This is a genomic window from Clostridium luticellarii (assembly GCF_002995845.1).
Taxonomy (GTDB): Bacteria; Bacillota; Clostridia; order Clostridiales; family Clostridiaceae; genus Clostridium_B; species Clostridium_B luticellarii.
This window is the reverse complement of the sequence record NZ_PVXP01000109.1, coordinates 1-6,568: the sequence shown is the minus strand read 5'-3', so window position 1 is coordinate 6,568 and position 6,568 is coordinate 1. Positions and strand designations below refer to the sequence as shown.

3 protein-coding genes are annotated in these 6,568 nt (G+C 32.6%); 1 reads left to right on the top strand and 2 read right to left on the bottom strand.

Going from position 1 to position 6,568, the window contains the following annotated elements; translation table 11 throughout:
- The first annotated feature begins 86 nt into the window (after positions 1-86).
- Positions 87-1,289: a transposase gene (locus CLLU_RS17700; RefSeq protein ID WP_106011087.1), complete on the top strand. Its 1,203-nt coding sequence runs from the start codon at positions 87-89 to the stop codon at positions 1,287-1,289.
- Between the two features lie 356 nt (positions 1,290-1,645).
- On the opposite strand, the gene brxL is transcribed toward CLLU_RS17700, so the two are convergent.
- Entirely contained in the window at positions 1,646-3,694 is a 2,049-nt protein-coding gene (gene brxL, locus CLLU_RS17695) for a protease Lon-related BREX system protein BrxL (RefSeq protein WP_106011086.1), read from the bottom strand.
- Positions 3,695-3,711: 17 nt separating this feature from the next.
- Complete coding sequence (pglZ, locus tag CLLU_RS17690) at positions 3,712-6,237, bottom strand: BREX-1 system phosphatase PglZ type A (protein WP_106011085.1); 2,526 nt, start codon at positions 6,235-6,237, stop codon at positions 3,712-3,714.
- Positions 6,238-6,568: the final 331 nt, after the last annotated feature.

The following is a 6,568-nucleotide window of genomic DNA, read 5'->3' as shown; positions in this document are numbered from 1 at the left end:
GTTATAACACGCTATTATTAGTTATTCCCTAAAAAATAAAAATTACTACAGGCTCATATTCCTATAGTAATTTCCAATTAAATTTTATCCCGTCTATTCTATTTTACACAAATCTGTGGACGCCCTCAAAATTTGAAAACAACAAGCCCCAGTTTCTTTCTCTACTCGAAAACACCATTAATCTTGATGATTTAGTTCCGGTTTCTTTCATAAATCATTTTTATGCCTCTACCGGAAGACCTCGTAAATATAAGCTTTACGCCATGCTTCGTGCTTTAATCCTGCAGCGTATTTTTTCTATCCCTAAAGATTCCCTTCTGATTATCTTTCTAAAGTATTCTCATAAGAAGTTAAATGGTTTAGATGATTCCTATGATCCTTATAAAGCTGCTTATGGTGCCATGCCTTCTCATGCTGGTGCCAATCCTGCTGTTCAGCAGATGTACATTAATGGACATTTCTGTTATGCTTTTAAATTTGGCATTGTTACCAACGGTCTTGGCATTGTAAGAGACATTTCGTTTTACAATAAGAATTTCCTTAAAGCTCATCCAGACATTGTTGTTGGTAAAAAATCCAATTCGCCTGATGAGGATAAGTCTCTTGCCGATGCTAAAGCTCTTATACCCGTTCTCAAGGATTTTTTTAAAAAACATCCCCTGATAAATCCAAAAATATTTTTAGGTGATGCTGCTTTTGACAGCATTGAAATTTACAGCTGTCTTTTGCAGGAATTAAAGTTTGAAAAAGCATACATACCACTAAAAACTAAAATCGTATCACAAGGATCTGATTCTGATTGTCCTTTGAACGAAGATGGTATTCCCTGCTGTCCCCATGATCATTCACTGCCCATGAGGCGGGAAGGAAGTAAAACACACTTGCGTTCAGGAATTCCGACGATGAAATTCGTTTGCCCTAAAATGAAATGGATCTACAATAAAGAAACTAAAAAGAGCAAGAGAGTAACTCTATGTGAAAATCCATGTACAAAATCATCCTGCGGCAGGATGTTCTACATTTATCCTGAAAAGAATCTGCGTGCATATCCCGGAACCACTCGTGGTTCTGAGGAATGGAACTGCACCTATAAAATTCGTTCTGCTGTAGAAAAAAGTATCGAAAATTTTAAGCACAGCCACTGTATTGCAGAGCGCATGACACAAAATGAAAAAACCCTTCATGCCGACTTGCTTCTTGCTGGTATAACTCAGCTAATAACTGTAGTTATAGCCAATAAAATACACAGGCATGAATATATCAGAAGTCTAAAACCATTAATTGCATAAATACCAGCTATTTTTAAATTTTAGAACTAATCATGGTTTTATTTTTTGTACTCTTTTTTCTATTTAGCTATTATAAATTACAAGAATTACCTTTGATCTTCTAATTACCTTTTTTTGAAACTTACTCTCATCATCAATTCATTTTTATCAGTGAGTTTCGCAATTACCTAATTATAGACAAGCATTGTAAAAAAAAGATACATATGTAAAAATATTTTTTACATATGTATCTTTTTAAGCTTTTTACTTATAGATTTATGTTATTATTAAAAACATTATTTATTTTTATTCATTTTCTACTTTTTCAAATTCACTTATATATTTCTTTAATATTGCTACATTTTTACAGTCATCTATCACTCTACGCCCAATGCCTTGAATACCGCATCCTCTGCACTTTTATAAAAAATCAAATTAAAAGCCCCCACTAATTCAGGTGGCACTGTCCCTAAATCAGATGCTGATGTCAATGGTAATATCACTTTTTTTGCGCCACTATCTAAACATACCTGAAGAGTATTAGCTAATTCATCTACTTTGATTAATGTACCTCCAATACTTATATCTCCTAGGATTACCATACTGCTGATAGGTGGTTTGTTTAAAGCAACTGAGCATATTGCAATTACAGTAGACAGTGTCAATGATGTAGTCATACCGATACCATTTAAATCCTGAACATTTACTAAATAATCCTTAGTCTCAATACTTATATTTCCACTAATTGATTTGCTATTTGCTTTAAGGTATTTATATGCTGTATCGACTGATTCTTTAGCTGCCGAATTAGAGCCAAGCCCTGTTCTCTCAAATTTACCATTGCCAGCTGTCATTTGTGTTTCTAATTTAAATACACCAATCATCCCGGATTTACCCCGGGATACATGATAAACATGACCCGGCTTTCCCATACCTTCTGGAATTAAGTTGCCTCCCCCTTGCTCTGGAACCGGAACGTACTCCTCATTAAAAGTTTCAAGATCTATATACGAAAAATTCACATCATAAAATTCCATGCCGCCAATTTTTTTAAGCTGTTCTTTGACCCGCCTTCGCATCTCCAGCGCAAATCTTAAGATTTTTTCAACATTTTCCTTAGTATAATTTCCATCCGGGTGAATAAGTTTTATCATTCCTGATACCGTCTTTTTTACTGCTATAGCATCTCTTTGATTTAGCTGATTTCCCAATTTAAAATATTTATTATAAGCATCTCCATATGAAATTTTACGTAATTCTCTCATAATTTCAGCAAAATAATCCGTTATGAAGCCATAATTGTCTGTGAAATATTCCGGCCTATATTTAGGTATTTCCCAGCCAGGCAGATAGCAATGCATACGATCTAAAAAAGCAGTATCCATACCCATAACTTCAGGAAATGGCTCAAACAGATTAGAAGTCTTCAATAACACATCTACTGATTGATTTATATTTCCTATAAAAGCAAAAGAAGCAGAAGCATTTTTTTCCTCTTTTCCACGAGCAAAGGAACCTGATGCCATATAATCCTTCATTATCTGGACTCCATCTTTATCCTTGAAAGTAATCCCAGCTACTTCATCAAAAGCAACACAATCCCACATACCCACAAGACCAATCTGCTTGGAAGCCATATTATAAAATAAATTTGCCACAGTAGTCTGTCCACCTGAAACCAGAACACTATTAGGGCTGATTTCCTTATAAATATGAGATTTTCCAGTTCCCCTGGGACCAAGCTCACAAAAATTATAATTATTTTCTACCAACGGAATAAGACGTGCCAAATGCAGCCATTTCTCTCTATTACTAAAATTATCTGGTTCCATACCAGTACTGCGAAGTATCACATCAATCCACTCTTTATCTGTAAATTCTCCGCGAGCTGCTTTTATTTCATCTACATCTATTCTCGGCATCTGTATTGGCGTCAGTTTATGTACAATAAAGGGTACTCTTCTCTTATCTCCCTCATTATAATAATATTCCATTTGAACAATACACCAGATTCCCCCGGAGAGAAGTCTTTCATATTTCAAAGGATAGGTATGTGATACGGGTACTCCCCGAAGCCCTAAATTAGAAAACTCAGCTTCATAAGTATCATTCTTGTAGTTTAACTTAACAGAAACTTTATCAATAACCGTATAACTACCTGTTTCACGCAATTTTGAAATGATCTTCTGTGCTTCATCCGGCCGTACATAATTTTTAGCCAATATATTTTTTACATTATGCACTCCTTCTTCAATAACTTTTTCATCTTGAGAGGAACAGTACATGCCTAACAAATATTCCAGCACATATATGGGAACATTTGCACCTTCCTTAATTCTTTTAGTTAAATCCTTTCTAACGATTTTCCCTGGAAAATAAGTTAGAAGTTTATTCAAAATTATATCTTTGTCAGTTTCTTCCAGCATACTGCTATCCCCCTTTTCTAGATATCAAATCCAAAATCATCTGCAAAAGCAATATCCATTATGACTTCATGGCGTAAAATTTCCATATCGGTTTCTGTATCTACCGCCATAAGATAATATTTTTTATCCCGGCTGTATTTTTGGTTTTTTAAATTGAACTTCAACTTGAATATACGATTTGCAGATTCTTTTTCTTTACTATTGGCCACATATATTTCCTCATTGGATATAATTTCTCCACTTTCCTCAATAAAATAAATTTTATATGCAGCAGGATTTATTACATCACTGATAGGCTCCTGCTGAATAAAATCCAAATTTATAATTAATCCGGTAATTTTAGACAACATGCTGATTAGTGAAATCTTAACATTTTCACTTTTTTTATACCCTCTGACGGTTTTTACCTGAACAATGGGTACCAATATTTCCTGTGGGGAACTGCCGCCATGAACAAAGTTTTGCCCTCCTCCGGCTGTTTTAAATATGTTGGAAGTAATTGGAATCGTTATGGTTCTGGTATCGTCATTGCCAAGAACATCAGATATATATATTTTTTTTGTTCCAATAACTTCATAGTTTCTATCTGACACTATAAATCTTTTATTAACCTGGTCATCTTTTGCAAAAGGAACATCTATTTTATCCGATTCAATAATCTTATTCTTTTTATAAATAAATCCATGGTCTGCTGTTACTATGTACTTAACTCTGGAAACATTATCTGTAAGCTTTATTATTAATTCTTCTATCTCATCAACAGTTTCTTTACAGGCCGTAAAAACTTCATCTTCTGTATTGGGTTTATCTCCTCTGGCATCTATTTGATTATGATAAATATAAACTATAGATTTGCCAACAAAAAACTCTCGTAATTTATCATTCTTATATTGCTTTAAATCATCGTACTGAATGCTTCCAGCACTTGAATCCGCCATTTTTAATATTTTATCTCTTTCCATTAAATTAAAGCAAGGTTTCCCATCTACATAAACATCATATTTCTCATCTATATATAATTCTTTATGAGGAAGTAAAGACGCCATCCCAAGTCTTGTATAAGAAGGAAGAACCCCAATCTGAGGTTCGATACTTACCTCATCAAATTTTTTATTTCTCTTCATTCTCTCAACTAATTCCTTAGCAACTTCATAGCGAAAAGCATCTGAAATAACAACCACCAACATTTCTTTACTTCCAGATATAAAATTTTCATAAAAATCTCTTTGAAGCTTATATTCCTTTTTAATTTCTTCATAGGAAAATTTACTGTTAAATTCTTTAGTAACAACATCAAGATATTTGTTAGTATAAATATTTTCTACTAATTCCTGCAAAGTATCAAAAATATGTGGTTTTTTCACTCTATCTAAATAGTAACAGAATTTTCTATAATGACCATCTATTTTATAATCACTCTCATCATATTTTTTTATTATAGAAAAAATATCAGATTCTGGTTTATAATTCACCTGAGATATTATATAAAATCCATGCCTTAAAAGATGATACTCGTTAAAATAATTCTTTCCAAAATGTTTTTTCTCCCTAAATCTGCAAAGCTTTGGAATATCCATTCCATCAATACTTGCATTTAAATTTTCATCCAATAAACGTTCAATTATCCACTGAATTATCTTTTCATCTGCAAATCTGAATATATCTAAATCTACGATGTCATCTGCCGATAGATTTTTAAACAATTCTTCACCATTGATTTTCTGGTAAACTTCATCGGACAAATTATCAAATTTATCACAGTATAAAACATTGTTCATAAGTTGATCCATAAAAGCTATGACTGTGCCTGATTTACTCAGCAGGTATTTATTCATAGAAGAAGATAATCCTCCATGAATCTCTTTTTCAGCATAAGTTAAAAAAAGACTTATAATAAACTTTTCAAGATTGGGCTCATCATCTGTAAAGGAGAAAGTACGGCTAATGTGCTTCCAAAATGCCTTATCCAGCTCATATTTTTTAAACTCCACCATATATTCATTGTTATTAAGTTCATTTGCAGTTAACACAATACGTACTACTTCTTCAAAGTTTGCCACCTTGGACTTAGCCAGAACACTAAGTAGTGCTACCTCTATAGTGTTTTCATCGTAACTATCCACTTCTAAATCATAAAACTTCTTTGTTCTACCTTTTTCGCCAAAGAATTTTATATATTTTTGTAATACTGGCTTATATTTTTCATCTATACCTAAATCTACCGCCAGTAAAGATGCCCTATCAGCAAAAAATTCCTTAGAATACTTAATAGTATCTGCTAAATGATTTTCCCTGGAACCAGGTTTAGGAAAAGGAGCATATATAAGATAATTGCTTTTTGTATCTTTTCGTTCCAGCAATACTTTTGTCTGAAATAAATTGGTATGAGTCAGATAATGAATCTTGACATTCCTGAGTTTCAGATTTCTAATATCCTCTTCAAAATCTCCATTGTCATCATACCAAAAAACAATTTTGCGTCTATCCCCGATAAATTCCGAATTTAACTTGTCTTCAATTTGTTTTAAATTTAATTCAGCCATAGAACTACCCTTCTTCCTATTTAACCTTTGTCATTATTACTCTTTTTTAAATTTCACAATTTAATATCTCACAAATTCTCTCAATTTTTTTGTTTAATTTAGGGCCATTTTTCTTATTCCATTTTTCCACAGAAACAAGATATTTTTTCATAAATTCAGCCAATTCTATTTTTTCATTTTCATCAACATTATCTATATACTTATTAACTCAACTTTCGCAGGAGAAAAGCGATAGCTTTTCCTTGATATAACAAGGCAAAGCCTTAATAAAACTATCGATTATGAGGTCAATAATCTCTTTTGAAAGTAAAACTTTTTCTTTTAATATATC